Source organism: Pontibacter sp. JAM-7, from assembly GCF_048548695.2.
GTDB lineage: Bacteria > Pseudomonadota > Gammaproteobacteria > Pseudomonadales > Balneatricaceae > Neptuniibacter.
Map to the genome: position 1 here is coordinate 97,660 of NZ_JBLYIF020000002.1, position 22,901 is coordinate 120,560.

16 protein-coding genes are annotated in these 22,901 nt (G+C 47.7%); 14 read left to right on the forward strand and 2 right to left on the reverse strand.

The window, feature by feature from the left end; translation table 11 throughout:
• Positions 1-12 precede the first annotated feature (12 nt).
• The 8 genes from ACFVYJ_RS02670 (at position 13) to ACFVYJ_RS02705 (ending at position 12,969) form a co-directional block, all read left to right on the forward strand.
• Positions 13-972, forward strand: coding sequence for a WD40/YVTN/BNR-like repeat-containing protein (locus ACFVYJ_RS02670; protein ID WP_419416045.1), 960 nt, complete (start codon positions 13-15; stop codon positions 970-972).
• A 21-nt stretch (positions 973-993) separates the two neighbouring features.
• Positions 994-3,474: an efflux RND transporter permease subunit gene (locus ACFVYJ_RS02675; RefSeq protein WP_419416044.1), complete on the forward strand. Its 2,481-nt coding sequence runs from the start codon at positions 994-996 to the stop codon at positions 3,472-3,474.
• Between the two features lie 16 nt (positions 3,475-3,490).
• The gene (locus ACFVYJ_RS02680; RefSeq protein WP_419416043.1) at positions 3,491-5,089 is read left to right on the forward strand and encodes a DUF1302 family protein; all 1,599 of its coding nucleotides are present in this window, start codon (positions 3,491-3,493) and stop codon (positions 5,087-5,089) included.
• 34 nt (positions 5,090-5,123) lie between these two features.
• A complete protein-coding gene (locus tag ACFVYJ_RS02685) occupies positions 5,124-6,443 on the forward strand; it encodes a DUF1329 domain-containing protein (RefSeq protein ID WP_419416042.1) in 1,320 nt (439 codons plus the stop codon).
• Positions 6,444-6,599: 156 nt separating this feature from the next.
• Positions 6,600-7,658: a Rieske 2Fe-2S domain-containing protein gene (locus ACFVYJ_RS02690; RefSeq protein WP_419416041.1), complete on the forward strand. Its 1,059-nt coding sequence runs from the start codon at positions 6,600-6,602 to the stop codon at positions 7,656-7,658.
• 329 nt (positions 7,659-7,987) lie between these two features.
• Complete coding sequence (gene fdhD / locus ACFVYJ_RS02695; RefSeq protein ID WP_419416040.1) at positions 7,988-8,872, forward strand: formate dehydrogenase accessory sulfurtransferase FdhD; 885 nt, start codon at positions 7,988-7,990, stop codon at positions 8,870-8,872.
• Complete coding sequence (locus ACFVYJ_RS02700; RefSeq protein WP_419416039.1) at positions 8,862-11,183, forward strand: FdhF/YdeP family oxidoreductase; 2,322 nt, start codon at positions 8,862-8,864, stop codon at positions 11,181-11,183. The genes fdhD and ACFVYJ_RS02700 overlap by 11 nt, the downstream gene beginning before the upstream one ends.
• A gap of 94 nt (positions 11,184-11,277) precedes the next feature.
• Entirely contained in the window at positions 11,278-12,969 is a 1,692-nt protein-coding gene (locus tag ACFVYJ_RS02705) for a sigma 54-interacting transcriptional regulator (RefSeq protein ID WP_419416038.1), read from the forward strand.
• Positions 12,970-13,269: 300 nt separating this feature from the next.
• On the opposite strand, the gene ACFVYJ_RS02710 is transcribed toward ACFVYJ_RS02705, so the two are convergent.
• Positions 13,270-14,139 (reverse strand): WYL domain-containing protein, encoded by an 870-nt coding sequence (locus ACFVYJ_RS02710; RefSeq protein WP_419416037.1) that lies wholly within the window; start codon positions 14,137-14,139, stop codon positions 13,270-13,272.
• A 103-nt stretch (positions 14,140-14,242) separates the two neighbouring features.
• Between ACFVYJ_RS02710 and ACFVYJ_RS02715 the strand changes: the two genes are divergently transcribed.
• From ACFVYJ_RS02715 to ACFVYJ_RS02730, 4 genes are read left to right on the forward strand one after another with little or no spacing between them, the layout of a single operon-like run.
• Positions 14,243-17,926, forward strand: a complete 3,684-nt coding sequence (locus ACFVYJ_RS02715; protein WP_419416036.1) for an ATP-binding protein — start codon at positions 14,243-14,245, stop codon at positions 17,924-17,926.
• A gap of 1 nt (position 17,927) precedes the next feature.
• Positions 17,928-18,560 carry a hypothetical protein gene (locus tag ACFVYJ_RS02720; protein ID WP_419416035.1) on the forward strand — a complete coding sequence of 211 codons (633 nt, stop codon included), beginning with the start codon at positions 17,928-17,930 and terminating at the stop codon, positions 18,558-18,560.
• Positions 18,560-19,786, forward strand: a complete 1,227-nt coding sequence (locus ACFVYJ_RS02725) for a hypothetical protein (RefSeq protein WP_419416034.1) — start codon at positions 18,560-18,562, stop codon at positions 19,784-19,786. The genes ACFVYJ_RS02720 and ACFVYJ_RS02725 overlap by 1 nt, the downstream gene beginning before the upstream one ends.
• Positions 19,783-20,637 (forward strand): DUF7281 domain-containing protein, encoded by an 855-nt coding sequence (locus tag ACFVYJ_RS02730; RefSeq protein WP_419416033.1) that lies wholly within the window; start codon positions 19,783-19,785, stop codon positions 20,635-20,637. Before ACFVYJ_RS02725 ends, ACFVYJ_RS02730 begins: the two co-directional genes overlap by 4 nt.
• 37 nt (positions 20,638-20,674) lie before the next feature.
• Here the strand turns inward: ACFVYJ_RS02730 and ACFVYJ_RS02735 are convergent, their stop codons facing one another.
• The gene (locus ACFVYJ_RS02735; protein ID WP_419416032.1) at positions 20,675-21,196 is read right to left on the reverse strand and encodes a hypothetical protein; all 522 of its coding nucleotides are present in this window, start codon (positions 21,194-21,196) and stop codon (positions 20,675-20,677) included.
• Positions 21,197-21,509: 313 nt separating this feature from the next.
• On the opposite strand from ACFVYJ_RS02735, the gene ACFVYJ_RS02740 reads away from it, so the two are divergent.
• Together ACFVYJ_RS02740 and ACFVYJ_RS02745 are read left to right on the forward strand one after the other, a co-directional pair.
• Positions 21,510-22,301, forward strand: a complete 792-nt coding sequence (locus ACFVYJ_RS02740) for a sigma-70 RNA polymerase sigma factor region 4 domain-containing protein (RefSeq protein WP_419416031.1) — start codon at positions 21,510-21,512, stop codon at positions 22,299-22,301.
• The gene (locus tag ACFVYJ_RS02745; RefSeq protein WP_419416030.1) at positions 22,298-22,900 is read left to right on the forward strand and encodes a hypothetical protein; all 603 of its coding nucleotides are present in this window, start codon (positions 22,298-22,300) and stop codon (positions 22,898-22,900) included. The genes ACFVYJ_RS02740 and ACFVYJ_RS02745 overlap by 4 nt, the downstream gene beginning before the upstream one ends.
• Position 22,901: the final 1 nt, after the last annotated feature.

The following is a 22,901-nucleotide window of genomic DNA, read 5'->3' on the forward strand; positions in this document are numbered from 1 at the left end:
AAATCGATAACTATGAATAAGAATAATATTGTGAAATCGTTAAATCCTATTTTAAAAACTGCACTTCTGGGTGCTGTTATATCAGCAACTGGCTGTGAAGCGCCTCTGAACCTGGAGGGTGTCACCAAGGAACATACTAAGTCCTTGCTGCGTACCGACCAGTATCAGGCGATTGCCAGTACCCAGACAACAGAAATCGTGGTGGGTAACTTCGGCGTTATTCTGACCCGCGCAGTGGGTGAACAGTCGTGGCAGCGTCAGGCCCTTGAGGGTAATCCGGGCTTATTGGATATTACCGTCTGTCCGGATGAGTCAATTCTGGTACTGAGTTTTAATAAGCAGATCTGGCGTAGCCAGGATCAGGCAAAAACCTGGACCAAACTCGCGCTTGATACCCCGGAAAATCTGCTCTCGCTGACCTGCACACCCGACGGCTCATATTGGGCTGTTGGCAGTTTTGCTACGCTGCTATCCAGCTCTGACCAGGGCGCTAGCTGGCAGGAAACCTCATTAAATGAAGATGCTCAGCTGACCAGCATTCAATTTCTGGATGCAGAGCATGGTTTTGCAGCGGGTGAATTTGGCATGTTGGCCCGCACCAACGATGGTGGTTTGAGCTGGGATGTGCTGCCGCCCATGCAGGACGAGTTTTATCCTCAGGACACACTGTTTCTCAATCAGCTGCAGGGCTGGTCCGTGGGTCTCGACGGTACCATTTTACATACAGAAGATGGGGGTGAGTCCTGGGTAATATCACCAACACCGGTATCGGCTCCATTATTCGAATTATTCACTGCCGGTGGCACTACCTATGCGCTAGGTGAGAACGCCACCGTTCTTCAATATATCGATGATAGCTGGCAGACAGTTGCGGTTTCACTGCCTCCTGTTTACCTCAGCGCAGGCATTGCTACAGCCGAGGGCGTGTTGCTCGGTGGTGGTAAAGGCACGCTTGTCGCGTTGAAGCTCTGATTTATTTACAGGATACCGGTTATGGATAAGCACTCTGCTAAAGCACATACAACCACCCACTGGCTGCACCAGTTTGAGCAGCGGGTGTTTGATTACCCCAAAACCATTCTTGGGCTGATACTTCTTGCCACGCTGTTTTTTGCTGCGCAGATTCCCAGCGTCAAAATGTACTCCGATTTCGCTGACCTGCTGCCGCAAACTCACCCCTATATTGAGTTGCATAACGAGATCAAGGAATCCTTTGGTGGTGCCAATGTCATTATTGTAGGTATTGAATATACCGAGCATGACATCTTTGATAATGAAGCGCTGGCGCGGATTCATCGCATCACTAAAGAGGTAGATTCACTGCCTGGGGTTAACCATAACTTGGTAACCAGTGTTACCCACCGTAATACGCGTAAGGTATGGCTGACCCCTGAAGGGAATGTGAACTCGGTACCCTATTACAATCCGGAGCATACTGAGCTTACAACTGAAGAGCTGGATCAGATCCGTAAGGATGTAGTCGCTGATGGTCGTATCTATGGCCCATTGGTCAGTCCCGATATGCATATGGCGCTGGTTAAAGCGCAGTTAATAGAAGGACAGTTGGACTACGCGGCCACATTCAACAAAATTCAGCAGATGCGCCTTGCTGAATCAGCAGACGGAGTCAGAATCCATGTCACTGGCCAGCCGATGCTGGTTGGCTGGGCTTATCAGTATCTCGACCAGATCTACGAGATCTTCTTGTTCACCATTTTGATCATGCTGTCCTTGCTGATTTTTTACTTCCGCAAAGCGTACGGTATTCTGGTGCCACTAACAGGGGTTATCGTGTCCACTATCTGGGGCATTGGTATTATCTCTCTGTTCGGTTATAACCTCGATCCACTCAGTCTGGTTATCCCGTTCCTGATTTCGGCCCGCGCCATGTCTCATGGTATCCAGCTGGTTGAACGTTATTACCACGAACTGGCAGGCCACGATGACCATCACCTGGCCGCGCGGCTGACCTTTGAAAGCCTGTTCCGCCCCGGCAGCCTGGGGGTCGTGTCAGATGCCATTGGTCTGTTATTGATCGCCATTGGTTCGATTCCGCTGAATACTAAGCTGGCGCACTATGCCTCCATCTGGGCGCTGAGCATCATCGTGACTGTGCTGCTGGCGGTGCCGTTACTGCTGTCTGTGCTGCCAAAGCCAAAAGACAACAACATTCGCGACAATATTTTCCGCAGCGTTGGCCACTTTTGTGCGGACTTGATCAGTAGCCGCAAAGCGGGTGCGACGGCACTAATGATTGCCGGCGTAATGCTGCTGAGCGGTTTCATTTTCTCCTCTAAAGTGGTGATTGGTGAATCAGAGCCTGGCTCGCCAATTCTCTATCAGGATCATGATTACAACATCTCCTCGACAGCGGTAAATGACAGTTTTCCCGGGTCTGAAGAGATGTACATCGTTGCCGAAACAGCAGAGAAGGGTGGTATTAAACGTCCCGAAGTACTGCTGGCACTGGCTGATCTGCAACGCCATATGCTGATGGATCCTGAAGTGGGTGCATCCAAAGGCGTGCCCGACCTGGTGATGCAGGTTAACCGCTTGCTGCACAACAATGATCCGCGTTGGTATCAGGTGCCTGCTGATCAGCGCTATGTCGGTGGCCTGATGTATACCTACATGATGTCCAATCCGATTCCCGGTGCGCTGGATGAGTTCGTGGATACTGACGAGCGGGTTGCCAATCTGGTGTTCTATTACAAGGATCATCAGGGCGAAACCATCCGTCGCGCCATTCATACCGCAAAACAGTGGATTGCTGATAACGAAGGGCAGGTTGAAGGTCTGACGGTACGTCTGGCGGGGGGCACCATTGGTGTCATTGCAGCACAGAACGAAGCCGCTTATGAAACCAACCTGATGGTATTGCCACTGGTATTCCTGCTGATCTTTCTCTTCGTGACGCTGTTTTATCAGTCACTGATGGCCGGTGCCATGATGTTTGGTGCCATGTTGTTTGCCACCACACTGACCTATGCCTATATGGGGCTGGCAGGCATGGGTATTAACGCTAATACCGTGCCAATCATCGCCGTGGGTGTAGGTGTTGGCATCGATTACTCCATCTACATGATGGACCGTATTCGCGCTGAGATGACCCATCAGTCCAGCTTGGTACATGCGGTTAAACATGCCATCAGAACCACCGGCCTTGCGGTCAGCTTCACAGCGACCACGTTGATCGCCGGTATCGTGATGTGGGTGGCACTGTCTGACCTTCGTTTCCAAGCCGATGCCGCATTGTTGCTGATCGTAATGGTCGTACTCAATGCCATCGCGGCCATGCTGCTGGTCCCTAGCTGGGTACTGGTTTTCCAACCCAAGTTTATCCGTAACGCCTACTTAGATGAGGACGGTGTAATTCACGCCGATGCGCCTGAAGCAGGTGTTCAGTCAACCGAAACCGAAGGGGATGTGGCGCAAACTCCAGATTCATCCCTATATGTGACAACCAAGGCATAACAAGAGGCCGATAAAAATGTCGAAAAAAATAACAACGACATACACTCGCATGGCACTGGCTGTTTCTGTTGTACTGGCAGGGGGCCAGTTCGCTACCACCGCGGTAGCTGCAGAAACGAATTGGGCGGGCTTTGTAGAGAACGCCACCTACTACCGCCAGGATGTAGGTCTGTCCAAGTTCCGCAACACTGCCCAGGCAGAATTCGAAACCCGCTATGAAAGCGAGACGTTTCGCTCCCTGTCCCTGAACGGCGTTCTGCGCGGTACCTATGACGGTGTCTACGATCTGAACGATAAAGATTTTGGCAAAAATGCGCAGGAACCTCATCTCGGGTCCAATTGGCACAGCTCAGATTTCTCCAATGTCATTCTGGCACCGGGTACTCCGTTCCCCTGCGAGAACGATCCGGCACTGTGTAACAACCTTGACGGTTACATGGATCAGCATGAAAGCGATGCTATGTTCCCAGAGTTCAACGACCAGCTGGACTTCATCCGCGAACTCTATGTCCGCGCCGACTTGCCAATGGATAATGGCGACATGCTGTCCCTGTCCATCGGTAAGCAACAGGTAGTCTGGGGCAAAACTGACCTGTTCCGGGTACTGGATGTGCTCAACCCGGTGGATTACTCCCGCCACAACATCTATGACGAACTGGAAGATATCCGTATCCCACAGTGGATGCTGAATGCCACCTGGCGCATGGGTGCCACTGAGACCTTCGATGATATCAACCTGTCATTTGTCTGGAACTTCGACAAGTTCCGTCCCAGCAACCTGGGTACCTGTGGACAGTCATACAGCATCCTGGATGCAGGTTGTTTCTTCAGCAGCCGTATTAACGGCGGCGGCCCTTACGTCATCAATGATGTGGAAGAGCCTAGCTGGAGCCTGGCCAATACCCAGTTCGGCGTGAAGTGGGAAGGGGTGTATGGCGACGCCACGTTCTCCCTGAATGCGTTGCACTTCCGTCAGCAGCTACCGTCGCTGCATGCGCTGCCTGGACCGGGTGATAACTTCGGTTTGTTTAATATTGAATTCCCACGAGTAACCCTGCTGGGGGGTGCTGTTGACTACTACTCCATGAACATGGATGCAGTCTGGCGTCTGGAATTGGCTTACACCGAAGGTGAAGAGCTGGCTCGTGATGCCAACGGCCATCAGGAAACTGACATGCTGCGTTATGTCATCGGTTTCGATAAAAACCTGATGATGCCTGCGTTGGGTACCCAGAGTGCCTTCCTGATCTCGGCCCAGCTGTTTGGTGAGCACATCCTGGATCACGTTGAGGATATGCCAAACGATGAAGATAACTGGATTGCCACCTTGCTGTTCAAAGGTTGGTACATCAATAACCGTCTGAGTCCGCAGATCATCATGGCGCATGACTTCGCGGGCAAAGCCACTGCCATTGCTCCAAGCATCTCCTGGACACCGGATAACCACTGGATGTTCAACCTGGGTCTGAATGTGAAGTTTGGTGGTGATGAGCGTTTCAACTGGGCACCCGCTGGCCAGGAAACCTATGAGCCACTGGCACGCTTCACCAATGGCCCGATCGGTGTTGCCAACCAGGAAGATGAGATTCAGCTGACAGTCCGTTACAGCTTCTAACACTCAACCTATAACAACAATTAAAGGTGTAATTATGCGAAATAAACCACTGTTAACTCTGGCTATCACCGCCGTAATGACTACTCAGGTACAGGCTGAAGTGTCGGACGCGGTAATTGATAGTAGCTTTTACCCATATAAAGACGGTGTGCCGACCCTTGAAGGTTTGAGCGCCGGCATGACCATTAATCAGTCCAACGTTGATCAGTTCAAAGAGGCGCTGGACCCGGCCATGTATACCTTCATCAAGAACGGTGATACCGACATGAAAGTCGGTGAGACCAGCGATTTCGTATTGGATGAGAGTTATATTGAAGCGACCCGCAAGTACTCTGCTGGTGTCACACTGGGTGCTGAAGTGGGGCAGATCTCCGAGACGGTTGCCGGTCGCCCATTCCCGGAAGAGCCTTCAATGGACGATCCTCGTGCGGGCGAGAAGCTGGCCTGGAACTTCAAGTACGGTTACAACTGGGGTGATTCTGCCTCAATCTATCCGTTCTACTGGAAGTATCGTGACATGGGCAGTGGCAAGGTTGAACGGACGCTGAAGTTCAACTTCCACTTCCTTAACTTTACCCACCGTACTCAACACGAGCCATTCCCTGAGGTTACGCCAAACCCGTCTAACTTCTTCCGCTCCACCTATGGTGAAGTACTCGAGCCTTACGACGTGAAAAACACCCAGCTGCTGATTCACCGCTTTGAGGATGACACCAAGCTGGACAACGTTTACCTCTACCTGGGCTTTCAGCGCCGGGTACGTCGTTTGTCTTCCGGTCAGACGACGGATGCTTTCCTGGGTTCTGACCTGATGATCGAAGATTTTGAGGGTTATAACGGCCGTATCAGTGACATGAACTGGGCCTATAAAGGCACCAAGAATGTGCTGCTGCCAATGTATAACCATAATGCGCTGACTGAGTACGACCTTGAAGTGCATCCAGATGACGAAGACGGCTACAAAATGGTCGCCTTTGGTGGCAAGGGCGGTTGCTTCCCTCAGATCACTTGGCAACTGCGTAAGGTCCATCTGCTTGAGTCGCACCCGGTAGACGAGAGTCATCCGATCAGCAAGCGCATTCACTTTATCGATGCCCAGACCTTTACCATTCCGCGCACCATCGCGTATGACCGTAAAGGTGACCTGTGGCGTTCATTCTCAATTGGTCAGGCACACCCAGATCATCACTTGCCGGTTAACAAAGGTACCGGCGTATCCATTGATGACTCGTTCTCAATGATTGATGTTCAGGCACAGCACTGTACCACTGGCCAGTTCAAAGGAATTGTCGATCCCGCACTCAGCCCTGTCGATAAATTTACAGTGCAGAACATGCGGTCCTCAGGCAAATAGAACCCTTCAGGGTGCCATTTGGCTATGGCATTGGAGAGTGGCCGGGGTTATCTGAGCCACGGCACTCTCCCTTTTTAACCATTTTACGTAGTTGTTTAGGCAGCTATCAGGCTATCCGTTTGACCTATAAACCTGACCGGATAGAGGAGAACAATCATGGAAAACACTATTGCGTCTGACTCATACAAATTTTTGAAAAATGCCTGGTATGTGGCCGCGCTGAGTGAGGAAGTGGTCGGTGACGCGCTGTTTCCCCGCACCATACTGTCTGAATCTGTACTGCTTTTTCGTAACACTGCAGGCAATATGGTTGCTACCACTAACCGTTGTCCACATCGTTTCGCCCCGTTGCATATCGGCAAACGCGATGGCGACACTATTACGTGTCATTATCACGGCCTCAGTTTTAATGCCGATGGTGAATGCACAAACAATCCGCATGGCAATGGCAAGGTGCCTAAAGCATGCAAACTGAAAACCTACCCGGTGGAAGAGCGGGATGGATTTATCTGGATCTGGATGGGAGACAGTGACAAAGCTGATCCTGGCAAGATCATGGACTGCTCGAGCCTGAGCCGGAATCCCGCCAGCTCAGTGGCTCATACCTATATGCACAACAAGTGTAATTATGAACTGGTGACCGATAACATCATGGATCTGTCACATATTGATCACTTGCATGGCCCGCTGATCAATACCAACGGCAAACTCAGTCCACTGCTACCCAAAGTAAACGAGCAGGGCGACACCATTGCCGTACGCTGGGACTGGCTGGCTGATCCGGCCATGCTGCTGTTTGCCATGAACCTTGAGCGGCCAGAGGACACTGCCAATCAGTTCTTCGAAGTGGTTTGGCATGCCCCTTCCAATATGCAACTAACCGTGGGGGCTGTGCAGGATGCTGATGATTATCATAACGATGGCCTGGTACTCTATGACTTCCACATTATGACGCCGGAATCAGCCACAACGACGCATTACTTTTTTGCTTCTACCCGCAATTACAAAATGGATGATGGCGAATATAACCGCGTTAAGATGGAAGGCATGATTGAGGCATTCACTCTGGAAGATAAACCGATTATCGAAGCACAGCAGCTAGAAATGGGCGGTATAGACCTGCTGGGCATGAACCCAGTACTGCTTTCAAGTGATGCAGGTGGTATCCGGGTAAGACGAAAATTACGCGCTATGATTGAAGCAGAAACCGTGTAACAAACCCGCCTAAGAGCCCGGCGCTCTGCGCCGGTATCTTAAGGTAATATCTGATGAATATTTATTTAGATGTTGATATTAAAGAATATACTATAAGAAAAGCCCGATTTAACTTTGTCGTAAAAAGCCCTGCTATGCTATGAGCTACAGTGACAAGGCGACCAACATTTATCACTACAAATAAACGGTGAAGGACAATCCTATTGTTTAGCTTCTCCCTGCTGGCCGACCAAGCGGCGAACTGTTGTTCGGTTACCCCTATCGCTACGTGCCACATACTCACACCGGACTGCACTCGCTGCAGGCGGCGGAAAGGCCATTAAGCGTTTATGTCCATAACCACGCCCTCCACCGTGCCGATGAAAACGGCAGCAGGTAGCCGTCAACAACGCTACCGCCTGGGTAGCTCTGATGAAGTTGCAGTAGCAACCCTGGCAGAAGAGGTTGCACTGGCGCTGACTATTAATCAGGTCGCGCATGCCGTGATGATGGTTTCGCCATTATCACTGGAGCTGTTTGCGCTTGGTTTTCTATTTAATGAAGGTGTGATTGCCGATCCTGATGAAATCAGGGACATGGCGCTGCAATCCCCTGAAACCCAAGACCAGCGTGTTGCAGACAAAGCCCTGTCGCCATTAATACTCGATATCACCCTCAGCAGCAGAGCATCCCACCGCTACCGCCACGATGGGGTGATCCGGCGACGGATGGCAGGCTGTGGCGTGTGCGGTACTGAACAACTGCACCAGGCCTTCCCCGAACTGCAATCGAACTCGCCACAACCTTTGCCAGACCTGTCCGCAATGGGCGACCTGCACCATAAATTCAGCATACTGCAGCAGCAAAGGGGGGACTTTGGTGGCCTGCATGCCGCCGTACTCCTGAATACATCAGGGCAGGTTATTACCTTCCAGGAAGATATTGGTCGCCATAACGCAATGGACAAAGCTATCGGCTATGCACTGGCCCAGCAGCTTGATCTAAGCCAGCACAGCATTGTCATGAGCAGCCGTTGCAGTGTTGAGCTGGTCTATAAGGCGGTGAGGGCAGGGCTGCGTTGTCTGACACATTTATCAAGCCCAAGCTATCAGGCAATCGCTGTTGCCAAAGCCCATAACCTCAATCTGACCCAACAACTGAGAAATGGCGAACATCGCATTTTTCACCAGAATGCACAGGCACTGCAATTATCAGAGTCCAACCATGAAGCATAAAAAAAACCGATTCAGCCAACCTCCCTATTTGGGCCCGGCTGGGGGCTGGGGGGCACTTGGCAGTACCCTGAAATACCTGTTCAAGAGCGAACAGCCCACCATCAATATCCGCTCGCTGCTGAATACCAATCAACCTGACGGGTTTGATTGCCCCGGTTGCGCCTGGGGCGAAGACAAACACCCTAACCGTATTCGCTTCTGTGAAAACGGCGCCAAAGCGGTGACCTGGGAAGCTACCTCCAAAACAGTCGACCAGACCTTCTTTGCCCGTTATAGCGTCGGCTGGTTACGCCAGCAGTCGGATTACTTCCTGGAATACCAGGGCAGACTTACCGAGCCAATGCGCTACGATCCGGCAACAGACCATTACCAGCCAATCAGCTGGGATGCTGCGATAGCACTGATTGCCAAACACCTGAAACAACTTGAGCATCCCGATCAACTGGAACTTTACACTTCAGGCCGCGCCAGCAATGAAGCTGCATTTTTGTACCAGCTATTTGGCCGAGCCTTTGGTACCAATAACTTTCCTGATTGCTCTAACATGTGTCATGAGGCTAGCGGCGTTGCCTTAACTGAGAGCATCGGGGTTGGCAAGGGCACAGTAACGCTTGATGATTTTGAGCAGGCGAATGCTATTTTTGTATTTGGCCAGAATCCAGGTACTAACCACCCAAGGATGCTGGAAACCCTGCGCAGCGCCATAAAACGTGGCGCCCAAATCGTAGTATTCAATACCCTGAAAGAACGGGGGCTGGAGCGCTTTCAGCACCCGCAAGATCCGGTTGAGATGCTGACCAGCTCAGCCACGCGTATGAACACACTGTACCTGTCTCCCAAACTCGGCGGGGACATGGCCGCAATTCGGGGGTTGGTAAAACATCTCATTGAGGTCGATGCCGACCCACAGCGTTCTGAAGACGTTTTTGATCAGGTTTTTATCAATGCTTTCACCCGGGGCGCAACAGACTATCTCAACCTCGTAAAGCATACCCATTGGTCACAAATTGAAGAGCAGTCCGGCTTAAGTAAGCAGGACCTGTGTCTGGCAGCAGAGATCTTCCTGCAATCGCCGCGGGTTATAACAACCTGGGCGATGGGGCTAACCCAGCACTACCATTCTGTTGCCATTATTCAGGAGCTGGTCAACCTGATGGCACTTCGGGGCCAGCTTGGACTGCCCGGCGCCGGTCTCTGCCCGGTGAGAGGACACAGCAATGTCCAGGGCGATCGGACTATGGGCATTAATGAACGTCCTGACCCTGATTTCCTGGCGCAGCTTGAGCAGCATTTTGGTTTTACTGTGCCCAAACACAATGGCCACGCGACGGTTGAAGCCATTGCCGCCATGCTGGAAAAACGCAGCAAGGTCTTTATCGGCCTGGGCGGTAACTTTGCCGCCGCCACGCCTGATACCCAGCTAACGCAGCAGGCGCTGAGTAAGTGTGAATTGACAGTACAGATCAGTACCAAGCTGAATCGCTCTCACCTGGCAACCGGCAAGGAAGCACTGATTCTGCCTTGCCTGGGCCGCACAGATATTGACCTGCAGGCTACAGGGCCACAACGGGTAACCGTGGAAGACTCGTTCAGCATGGTACATGCCTCCGGCGGCATTGTTGAACCACTGGCCACCACCATGCACTCCGAACCCTGGATCATCGCTCGAATCGCACAGGCGACGCTGGGTGAGCATCCGGTGCCCTGGCACTGGCTGGTTGAAGATTATTGCCGTATTCGGGACCTGATTGCTGAAACCATACCCGGCTTCGCTGATTTCAACACCCGCATCACCGAACCCGGAGGGTTTTATCTCGGCAACCCGGTTCGCCAGCGGGTCTTCAATACTCGCTCAGGCCAGCTGCAGATTCATGCCAATCCATTACCGGAGTCCCCTCTGGCCAGTGCCGCCATAGTATCAGGCCCGACCACCGGTTTTATCCTGCAAACCCTGCGTTCCCATGACCAGTACAACACCACCATCTATGGTATGGAAGACCGCTACCGCGGCGTGCATGGCGAACGCAAGATTGTGCTTATTAACCCCGAAGACCTGCAAGCTTCCGGTTTTAGTGCTGGTCAGCAGATCAATATCCGTTCCATTTGGAATGACGGCGTAACCCGAGAAGTGCAGGGATTTCGGCTGATTCCCTATGATATCCCCCGGGGAAATCTGGCCGCCTATTACCCTGAGTGTAATCCGCTGATCCCGCTGGCCAGCTACGGCCTGCAAAGTCTGACACCTACCGCCAAAAGTATTGCGGTGGAACTCTGCGAGCACGTATCACCCTGGATCACCAAAAGTGATTAAACCGGGTAATTGGATATTTCCGGGTGAATAGGTAGAGTAGAAAAATATAGCAATCGTCCAGCCACCACTGACAAAAATAACGATATGGGTGACGATGAAAAAATTCATAGATGACCAAGTAAAACTTGATCTTGATTCACTGATTAAGACCAATCTGGACCGTGGTGAAATCCGGCTACTGGGACAGCGTATGCTGTTGCTGCACGGCTTTTCCCTGGCCACTCTCCGGCGTGAACTGGTCGATCAGCTAGGCATCCGCAAAACCCGCGAAATCTTTACCCGGCTTGGTTACCAGCAAGGCTCTGAAGATGCCCGCAGGTTGCGTGATGAATATGGCATCACCGATATTACCGATATGTTTTCCTATGGCCCAAAGCTCAGAGAGACCGAAGGTTTTGTGCACAACCGTGCTGTAGACACCATGCAGTTCGATGAGCAGACCGGCGAGTTCTGGGGCGACTACTATTGGGAGCACTCCTGGGAAGCTCAGGCGCACCTCGAGCATTTTGGTATCAGTGGCTCACCCGCTTGCTGGATGATGACAGGTTACGCCTGCGGTTACACCACCGCAGTGATGGGCCGACCGATCTTCTGGAAAGAGATTGAATGTACCGCAATGGGACACAAGCACTGCCGGGTAATCGGGACACCCCTTGAAGAAAGCGACGAAACTGAAGAAGGTTTGCGCTTTCTGCAAATTGAAGACTTTATCTCTCCGCCCAGATCACGTGTCGATAATGAAAGAGCCGGGATGGCTCAGGCAGACACAGAGACAGCAGGCCTGCCCGACCTGGTGGGTGCATCCCGGGAGTTTAACAAGGTCGCCACGCTACTGAAAAAAGTGGCCAATACCGACTCTACCGTCCTCCTGCTAGGTGAAAGTGGTGTCGGCAAAGAACGGTTTTCCAAAGCACTGCACTCCATCAGTCACCGTGCTGACGCCCCCTTTATATCAATTAACTGTGCCGCCATCCCGTCAGAGCTGGTAGAAGCCGAGCTGTTTGGCGTTGAGAAAGGTGCCTATACCGGTGCGGTCAGTTCCCGCCCGGGTAAGTTTGAACGCGCCAATGGCGGCACCCTGTTCCTGGATGAGATCAGCAGCTTGCCGATGGAAGCTCAGGGCAAACTGCTGCGTGCGATTCAGGAACGCGAGATAGAGCGGGTAGGGGGAAGCGACCTGATTAACATAAATATCCGCTTGGTCGCTGCTGCCAATGTTGACCTGAAAGAGGAAGTCAAAGCCGGGCGTTTTCGTGAAGATCTGTATTACCGAGTGAATATCTTCCCAATCGAAATTCCGCCACTGCGGCAGCGAAAAGACGACATTCCACTGCTGGTCAACTTGTTCGTCAATCGTTACTCAGAGCGCATCAATAAAAACATCAAAGGCGTTACCAAAAAAGCAGTCAATGCCATGCTTAGCTACGCTTGGCCCGGCAATGTTCGCGAACTGGAGAATATATGCGAAAGGGCAGTGATACTGGCTGAAGATGGCGAAAGTCTGGATATTGAACACCTGTTCTCTTGTAAAGAGTTTGCAGAGTCGTTATTACAAGCTTCAGGCACAACTCCCGATACTGAGCAGGCTCCAGGTATGAGCCCAAATCAGGCACTGGATCAGATCCTGGTCGGTGTGGATTCCTTCGATGCGCTTGAGGGGTTATTCCTCAACCATGTGCTGGAAAAGTCGGGGGGGAATATCTCCGCCGCCGCCCGCTTGCTGAATATGCCCAGAGGTCAGTTTGAATACCGCCTGAAGAAACATGAAAAAATTAATGTGAGCTAACGACCCCATTCCCAAGCGAGTTGCAGGCTGTGCGAAACCAGCCACCCGTATGCAAGTGGCTGGTTTATCAGCGCCAAAAGCAACCTTGCCTGACTAACAAAGTAGAACCCGCTCAATCATTATTATGTTGTTTTCAGAATAAGTGAATCTACAGAGGGCCAGGAACTAAGGCCTGTAGAGGAGCTGTCCAGAATAAGGTTTGATCCCTGTCCGGAATTAGTTGACCACTACAAAGAGGTTTTAGCCAGACTAGCTCATGAAGTTCCTTACGAGTGATCCTTTTCACTTTAGCCCCCTTATTTACGGTGACTTAGATATCAGATGGGCAATTGTGTCAGGTTGATTCTTAACGGTGAGCTGATTAGCTTCAGGAGTGTTTTTAAGAAGTTTTTCTTCTAAGCAGAGGTTTAAACGTTGAACAACGTATTTAACCAAAGCATTTCTAGCTTCAATGATCATGGACTTATTTTGCATGCCATAATCTTCAGCAATAATTTGCTGTTGGGCCTCAGATAAATAAGGATTTGGGGTTATTTCAAGTACTGTAGATTCATTCCAATCAGTATCATGCTCCCTTCCAAAATCGGATCGATCCAGTAAGTCAGGTTCATTTCTGAACCTACTAAGCACAAAATCTCTATATTCTTTCCTGTGCTCACAATATGCCCTTACATGCCATCGAAAACCATCATTAACGATAGTGTGGGGCACTATATTCCGGCCTATGACCTTAGGAGTAGAAAGTGATATGTAATCAATATCAACTCGGCGCTGTTCTCGTGCCGCCTGTATTAGAGAGCGAACTATGATTGGCGAAATAGTCCTATCCGGAACACTTACAATTTCTGATTCCGCATGACCCAATTCGAAGCAATCAAACGCTTCAACCATTTCTTTTTGCCTATGGAGAAGCGCTAAATATTCACTCGCAGTTCCCTGGCTGAATTTTGGAGAAAAGGCTTGAGTTGGTTTATATCCCTTTATAGATCGATCAAGTACAAGAGGAGGAGTTTCAAAAAGAGACTGATAACTGTTAATGTCTCGCGATGCCTGTTGGCGACCAATTTGAAACGCAGTACATAGATGGTTTGTAGTTAAGCGGCCCTCCCAAAGGGCAATAATTTCGATTAAGCGGAAACGGAGCGCTTGATCCCATTTAACGTCTTTCATCCATACACCTGCGTGAAAATGCTACATATATATGTATACAGTATATACATGTATACAAATGCTACATAGCATTATGGAAGTTATTATTCAAAGGAATGTATCTATGCTTGGTCTTAAACGAATAGCTCTTCATAACTCCTATTTTTCCGGGCTATCAGTTATGTTTGATGCTGATGGTCATTCTAATGCTAGCGGCGGTAATGGTGCTGGCAAAACATCTGCACTAAACTTAATACCTATATTTTATGGTACTGAGCCCAATCAACTGGTTGACCAAGTTGCTGATAAAGATTCTTTTTTAGACTTTTACCTTCCCAAGCAGTCCAGCGCTCTTATCTACGAGCACCTAAGAGAAGACGGTCATCGACTGGTGGTCATGTATCGGCATAGCAGTGGTGCTAAAACCATCTATCGATTTGTAACCGGCTCTCTTGAAGAAACGTTCTTTCATCCAACCATTACCCCATTGCTGGAAAGGGGCTCAGCTATAACTGAAGTATTCATGGCTTTAAAGGACATGGGGATTCGATTATCACGTCAGATCGATACCATTACTGACTACAGAGCCCTCATTCAGAACGACAAGAAACTATTACGCCGAAGGGGTAGTAAGGGGAATAATGAGAGTGAATTAGCCAGAGAATACTGTTTAGGCGGGCCGAATGACCATATGAGTCATTTAGACAGAATGAGCTACGCAATATTAAGGCGGGCAGATATGTTTGACCGTCTTAAGAAAATGATTGCGGAAACACAGTTTAACGATATCCATATTGATGAAAGGCCTGAGCACCTAAAAGATAAAACACTTGTACAGGATATTGCTGGCTTAAGGGATTTTGACTCTGCAGAACTAAAAATTCGCCTCTGCATAGAGAAGCACCAACAACGAGACCTTGTTATTTCAGACAGAGTCATAGCTGTAACTGAGCTGAAATATCGTTGCCTTGAAGCGTCAGATCAGGCCGAAACGTTAAAAAATCAGATAGAAACACTTACTGTTGAGATTACAGCCCTTGATGAAGTTTACAAATCCGAAAGCTTACAGCTTAGGGAAAATGCGTTGCAGCTTCAGAGTCAAGCTAAGCAGTTAGATGACGAAATCAATGGAATCCATGATGAAAATAGAAGGTGGCAGGGCTGGAACGTCACCGAAAAGAAAGCTCAGTACGATAATTTAGATCACCACATTGATCGTTTACAACAGTTTGAGAGTGATCTAGAGCTACTCACAAAACAGGTAAACAATTTAGAAAGCGCACTAGATTCAGGGAAATATAAGGCTCAAGAGAATCTCGATAAGGACTTAAAAAAGCTCTCGGCTAAGAAGCTTGAACTAAGGGAACAACAGAACGAGCTGGTCATAAAGTTTGCGGATGCTAAAGCTGAAGTCACCTCCCAAAAGCATAAAGCAATTACCGAGTTGATAGAGGGCGAAAACGCCAAGCAACGCCAGGAACTTAATAACCTAATAGTTAAAACAGGGCTCCAATCTGGTTCTGTACAAATAACTAACGATGACCAAAAAGCCCTAGATCTCATTGAAGCTCAAATTGATGAAGCGAGTGAGAAGCTTGAGGTAAATGAATTTGCTTTAGCAAACAGCAAGAGCGAACTCGACACACAAAATGATAAGCACAAGGCAGCGCTAAAAGCCCTACAGTATGGGCTTGATGAAACAAAGGATCTCCAGAAAGCTTATGATGAATTAAATGCTCTAATTTATCCTAAAGACGGGACATTGCTATCTGATCTACGTTTATTCGACCCAGCTTGGGCTGAGACAATCGGGAAAATCTTAGATCCAGAGTTGCTTTTAAGAACTGATTTGCAACCTGATTACAAAGAAGGGCTATCTGGCACCATCTATGGATGGCACTTAGCATTACAAAATATTGATACCCCGCCACACGCCACTAGGGAAGATGTATTACTGGCACGTTTAGAGCAAGCTGATACACGCCTTAGGTCTTCACAAAAACGATGTGATGAATTAGAAAGTGCAGCTAATGAGCTATTCAAGGCTATCAAACCTCTTGAAACAAAATATGCTGAATTGAAACATCATGTTAAACAACAAGGAGATAGCATTAAGGCCCTTAGAGACAGGTACAAAAGAACCAAGGCGATTGCTCAGGAGAAAGCTGAAGAGCGACAGGTACAACTTCTTGAAGAGGTTAAGAGCCTCAAGAAAGCCCTAAAAGACCATGATGAACGTACAACTGAACTGAAAAGAGAGATCGAAAGTTCTTTTAATCAAACGAGGCTAGAACTTGACTCAAGGCAGCAATCTGAAAGCCAAAATATTGAGGAGAGGATTAATCTACTCGTATCTCAGGAAAAACAGTCGAAAGCTGATTTTCAAACCCGAGTGAAACAAATCGAAGTGCGTTTCACAGTGGAGTGCGAGAAAGCTGGTGTTGATCCCAATCAGATAAGAACTGCACGCAAAACTAAGAATGATCAATACAATTTAGTTGAAACAATCAGAGGCTACACAACCGAATTACAAAAATATGAGAGTTGGTGCAAAAACTTCTGGTCAAAAGTACCTGAGAAAGACCTACTAATTTCAGAACTCAGATCTAAGGCTTCTAGTGCGCAAGAAGATATTCAAATCCATAACAAAAAACACCATCAGGCCAAAAATGGTATCGAGACTCAGCGTCGCGAAAGTCTAGATAAGTTGAAAGAACTAAAGCCTCAAATTGAAAACGCAAACAACCTTATTTCACAGTGTCCAGTATCAGAAACAGCCGAGGAAGAGCCAAGTGGTAGCCTGCTAGATTTGACTGACAAGCTATCCCGCCTTATTTCAGAAGAGAAGCAACTGAAAAAAGAAGTGATTGAAGGCGTCAATAACGCTCAGGCTATCCTCAATAAGTACATTAACTCACGTATTTATAAAGCGTGGGAATCTTTGCTTGAGCAGCGAAGAAGCTTAAGTCATAGCGATGAGTTTTCTGATGAATTCAGGCTTAAACAGCCTCTAGATTTGGCGCACCTATTAGATCATGACCTTCCTGCAATAAGAGATGTCTTAATTCAGCAGGTAAGGGCGGTTGGGGATAGCCTGTCTAAATATCATGATTGCCTAAAAGGTTTGAACGATGAAGTTTCACGAGTTTCACGCCTTCTTGGGCAGCGCGTCAATACAAATCAGCGGATTGAGAACCTAACCAATATTGAACTACAGGTCACCTCAGTGGTGGTGGAAGGTGATTATTGGGACAAGCTTTCCAGCTTTAATGAACAATGGAGAGAATGGCAAGATGGTCGAGACTTTGAACTACCACCAGAGGCGCTTCTCTATGCCATCCAATCAGCAAATGAAGCCTTACAAAATGCTCGTATCAGTAATGACATCAATTCTTTGATTCGTCTGCGAATATGTCTTGAAGAAAATGGGCGTAAAGCACATGTTGAATCCGCTAAAGAATTTGATGCGCTAAGTAGTAACGGCTTGTCCTATCTAGCAATACTTGTAATCTTCATGGGTATGGCACGTTACCTATGTCCTAATAATCAGATATCTCTTCACTGGCCTATCGACGAACTTGCCGCTCTATCACCCGAAAATATTGCAAGGCTGTTCCATATGTTTGAGGAGGCTGGCATCTATTGCTTCTCAGCATTCCCTAGTACAGACCAAAATCTGCTGAAGTTCTTTAAGCACCGCAAACTGATTGATCGTAAAAGGGGAGTTAGAAATCTTACTGATCCGTTAAAAAATCGGTCAAACTCTCTAAAAGGGAAACTATCATCACTGGCAGTGGAGGCTGAATAAGATGGATCTAAAAATGTTTTCTCGTGCTACTCAAGCTTTACTCGCTGACAAAGTCATTTGCCATGAAACTCTACCTGGCGAGTATGCTTTCCTCCAAAACGAAACGCATAACCGTGAAGTGCTTGAGTTTCTGATACGTATCGATCGTTCAGTAAGGTCTACAAGTGATGGGAAAGGATTTCATTTGGCATATGTTGATCTGGATGAGCCAAAAGCAAAAACTGATATCCGTAGAACTTTCAAGCAGTTTGCGAGTGAGATAGAACCGTATGTGCGCTGGATGAGACTTGCTCGTGATTGCAATCCAACTGGAAGACCTATAGAAGCAGGCTTGTTAGTTAATGAGAGTGAAATGCTTGGCTATATTGAGAGATCTCCAGAGTTAAATCATGCCCTTACAGATCTAACAAAGAACGCTCTTTTCAAATCCGCTGCAAGAGATGGTAAAGGCCGTATCCGCCATATTTTGAACAAGCTTGAGAGTGAAGAATATCTCATCAAGTTAGATGCTTCCGGTTCGCGATATCGTGCCACTGCTAAATGGAGCTATCTTTACGATGTTCTGGAATTCATTGCTTCTCACGAACGCTTAGACATCGAAGATACAGAGCAGACCCAAGGAGGTCTTTTGTAATGGCTCGATTAGATGATGCTGCAGATGGCTTGAAGTCATTGGCCACACATCATGGTCCTGTGCTCGATGCCTATTTAAACCATCGTGGCACACTACATGATACAGAAGAAAACCAAGCTGCAATAAAAGCATTATTGAAACACCATCTCGCATGGCAGCTAGATCCAGACGAACCCGTCCAGTTGAGTCGCGCTCTTACAACAACATTATCCGCAGTCACACGAAGTTATCGAATGTCGAGTGCTAACGTTGTTATCGGGCACCTTTGGAGTGAGATTGAAGAGGCGATAAATGGTTACCAAGAAGCAAAGAAACGTGGCGCAGAAGAGGATAGCTTAACTTACTTGGGCATTGCCTTTGAATATGGTCAGCAGCTCATAGAAGGGCTAACAGAATCTATAGCAATGTTCTCCCATCACATCAGCAGTGGATTTACACACATACATAATTTAGACCTAAGAGCACGTGAAAACCGAAAAATGATCGATCGTGCGACTGAGTTTAATAACATTCTTAGTACATTTGATTATCAGGACCTACAAGCTAAAGCGGGTCGAGATCCTGACTTAAGACGCTTGTTAAGAAAAGCAATCCCTAAAGCGCTTGAAGCCTGTCGAAAAGAGCTGATTTATGCGATAGATCGGCTTACTGACATGCTACATACGATTAACCGCCAACAACGCAAGTCACGATTGATCGACAGTGTTCTAGGTCTATATCAAAATCAGGAAACGTACACAGCAAATATCGATAATCTAGATAAAATCCCACAAGTATTGAACCGTGCTGAAGCCGTTATGGTTTCTGCTAAAGCAGATATACGTAACCCAGATCATGAAGAGGACCTTGCAGAGATTGTTCATAAGCTCCCTCCAATCGTTCCAGTAGAAGAAGAGGAGCATGAAGAGGAGCCCGTTAAAAACGCGCTGGAAGGTGAAGCAGAGCTATTACCCGTAGATCCTATACGCACAGCTGTCTTAGATGCTGTAAGTCTGGTGCAAGAAACCAGTCAATCAATTTCTGCCTACGAGGTTTATAAAGTCTTAGAGCTCGGATGCGAACCTGAACTATGGTTTATGGCCTTAGTGAATGAGGTTTATGGCTTACCAGACATAGATCGAAAATCGATCTGCCTTGATTTTCTAGAGAGGCAGGATGACACCTTCAGGGGTAATTACTGGGTATCAGACATAGTTATTCAACCAGTTTCAGGAGTGGTAGTGTGAGACGAGAATTCAAAGTCATTCAAGCATACTTTCTGAACGGTGGACCTACAGCAAAGCTTAACAGTACGTGGAAACGAATCCATGATGAGCATGGCGTAGGTCGTATTTCTGGAAATTCAACGATAACTTTCTCTCAGAAAGACAGAGATTACCTTCAAGGCTGGATGGATGAGGAGCTTGGCTTAAATCCCCACTCAAAATCAGAACTACCAAAGAGTAGGGTGGAAGCAGCACTCCGTGGTAAAAGCGAAAAGGTTTCAGGCAAGAACGTCTTCTCAGATCTGATTAAAGTGGCACGGGCTGACGGCACTGCCATTAATACTCACTCAGGTCTTGCCATTTTGCCTCCTCGCTGCTTCATGAATACTCCGGCTTCAAATCTAATCCTCGAGAATGAAACCGTCGTTATCGTTGAGAATGGTGAGCTTATTAGGGATTGGTCTGGCCTGCGTTTACCTCAAGAGCTTTCCAACTCATTGCTTATCTATCGAGGCCACGAAGAAGATGCTAGAGAGGTAAAGCAGCTTTTAGAAATAAATCCGCCAGCAAAAAGTGTTGGTTTTTATGATTTTGACCCTGCAGGTATGTCCATAGGGTTGTCTAATAACCACGATGCAATTCTGGTTCCTGCAGATATCAGTATATGGACAAAAGAAAACCCTGAATTTAATAAATTCAATCAGCCTGACATTTTTTGGAAGCAAGCTCGGCAATTGAAAACAGCTGAAATGAAAGCATGCGGTGAAGCCTGTGAATTACTTATCTCGATGAAAGATCAGAATATAGCTGTTATGCAAGAGCATATCATCGCCAATAAAATCCCCTTGAGAATCATTGAGATGAAGCAGTAATTCGAAGTAATTAGTCATAAAGTTAAACGAATTTGCATTAAAGAATGACTTTGCCGTTAAGGTATAGCGCTTTAGCTAGGAGGTGCATTTTGTGCTCACCAAAATGCTGAAACGTAGCCATGCAAGCTGAATGGATATATGGAAAATATCCCGAGTCTTCCACCACATCACCATAGTATCTTCCCTCATTTAATAGCATTTCCGACAGCGCTATCCTCTCAGGTTTAGTGGCCTTTAAGTTCTTTTTGTAATTTTTCCAGTCCCCGCCAAATGAACGAAAATCGCTTTCGAAAACACGTCGAACCTCTTTCGCATTCAGCTGTTCATAGCACGTTTCTGCAACGACTCCTGCAACGATAACTTTGGCAACGTCAATCGAATGCGGGTAGTTAGGAGGAGGGAGAATTTCTCCACACCAAAGCCCATCATAATAGATAGCCACATTGGACTTATCAGGCCTCCAACTCTTTAGCATGACTAAGTGCCCAACTTCATGAAATGCTGCCCGGTATTTTTGATGATTCATCCGTAAGTGGAGCGCATAGTGTGTGACACTCATAAACTCCCCCTCATGAATACAAGACATTACTCAATCCAATTTGCCAGCGAATTGGAGCACGGGCATTATTGATTTTCACCAAGTTTAACGCAACGATTGCCATTAATTGTTGATGAATCACGAAGATCCTTTCATGGAAGATATGTGGGTAAAGTAAAAAGTCAGATATGGGCGCAATTTACGCCAAAAACACGAAATCCCATAGCAGTGTTCTTGCCTCTGGAAGGACGCTATTTATAAGCCAATTAGGTGGATCATTTAAAATGATCACATTAAGTGTATCCTAGAACAAAGTTTTATTTTGGAGGCATGGATGGCTATTCCACTAAGGAAAACATCAGTAAAAGATGGAAAACCCTATCAAAGGCGGCCTGAAGTTGAGCAGTTAATTGATGAGCTTGAGGGGATACCTGAGAGCGACCAAGTACAGTGTTGCAGTCGCTTTGATAATCCAGTACCAATGGAGGTGCTGCTCTATTTTCTTCGACAGAAGAAGGGTGGATCTGAATCTCAGCATTTGGAGCAACTATTTTCTGCTTTTTTTACTCGATTGGAAGTTTCATTAAAAAAAGCCGTTTCGGAGGTTGAGTTTGGAAAAGCGGGGATTATTCGAGAAGAGATAGTCAGCCAGCTATTAGAGAAAGTCGCTAAAGATCATACTGATGGCGATTCTACCCTTGATTATTACGAAGTAAATTTCAATCACGCCCTCCAAGCCTTGCGCTTCAGTGTACTAAGAAAAATGGGGCCAGCTAGCAAGAGCGACCCTCTTGCAAACCCTGCCACGCTAACTAGAGATACCAACGATGGAGTTGAGGTAATCCCTGGGTTAGAGGAGGCCGCCGCAGAGTTTTTCAGTCCTGGGTCGTCAAGTTTTGACGATAGTGATTTCCGGTTTTGGCTAAGTGATGCGATTAAGCTTCTGCCCGATAAGGAACGAAGGGCGGTCGGCCTAAGGCTACAAGGCATGCAAGTTGAAGCCAAAGACCCAAATACGCCAACCATTTCAAAAGCTTTGGATTGCACCGATCGGACTGTACGTAATCTATTACGTCGGGCATATACAAAGTTGCAGACGATGCTGCCTGCGGAGGAAGAATTATGACAATTGGTCCCGATGAATCAAAAGAAGATGTTTTATACGCCTTTTCTGTTGAACCAAGGCGAGACGCTGCGATATTAGAGAAGTACCTACAGAGCTACCCGCAGTACCGCGATGAGCTAATCGACCTTTCAATTGAAATGCTTACTGCTCCAGTACATGAGGAGATTCCAGCTGATGGCAAAGTAAGTGAGGGGGCTGCGATGGCATGGGATAAATTCCAGTCAATGTTGTCGGGCACTGAGTCTGAATCACGATCGACGGGCGTCGAAAACCCGTTGGCTAATCTGGACAAGAAGAGCTTCCGCGACTTAGCCAAAAGCCTAGGCTTAAGCAGAATATTTTTGACGCGACTGCGTGATCAAACGATAACATTTTCGTCAATCCCCATACGCTTTATTGAAGCAGTGGCTGATGCCGCTAATGTCAGTGCTGATATCATGAAATCTGCTCTAAATCGGCCCGCAACAATATCTTCGGCGCAGAGCTTTAAGGCAGATGGTAAGCCCACTGCGCCTGAGCCAATTTCCTTTGATGAAGCGATAGAAACGTCTAACTTGTCAGAAGAGCAGAAAGCTGCTCTGAGAGCATTCAAGGATTAAA